Source organism: Aeromonas caviae (assembly GCF_000819785.1).
GTDB lineage: Bacteria > Pseudomonadota > Gammaproteobacteria > Enterobacterales > Aeromonadaceae > Aeromonas > Aeromonas caviae.
In genome coordinates, this window is sequence record NZ_CDBK01000070.1 from 1 (window position 1) to 507 (window position 507).

1 pseudogene is annotated in these 507 nt (G+C 64.1%); it reads left to right on the forward strand.

Features of this window, described 5'->3' with window-relative positions:
* Positions 1-272: pseudogene (locus tag BN1120_RS11410) on the forward strand (AMP-binding protein); the annotation flags it as partial.
* Positions 273-507 lie beyond the last annotated feature (235 nt).

Consider the following 507-nt stretch of genomic DNA (forward strand, 5'->3'; position numbering starts at 1 on the left):
AGCCGGTCGCCCTGGTGCAGCTCGCCGAGAGCGCCATGAAGGGGGACAAGGCCGGGGTGGAAGCCCAGTTGGAGGCTGCCCTCAATCGGGTCAACGACAAGCTGGAATCCCATGCTCGCCTGCGGGGCATCCTGGTGGTCAAGAGCCCCTGGAACATCGAGAACGGGGTGCTGACCCCCACCATGAAGATCCGCCGCCACCTGCTGGAACAAAAATACGCAGACATCGGCGAACGCTGGTCCGGCAGCCAGCGCATCCTGTGGGAGTCCTGACAGGGGCTGGTGCCGCCATATCGGCCACATCAATGACAGCGGGGGAGCCAGTGGCTCCCCCGCTGTATTTCAGGGGAAAGCAGCCGACAGGGGGCGGGGCTGGGGCATTGACCCCTTCTCCGATGCTTCCCGCCGCCGCCATGCCGCCCCGCGTCGAAGGAACAGGCAGGGAAGGTATTTGCAAAATCCATGGAAAGGCGGGATCCCAGTGGCTTGGCAAATGCATCTTGGGGTC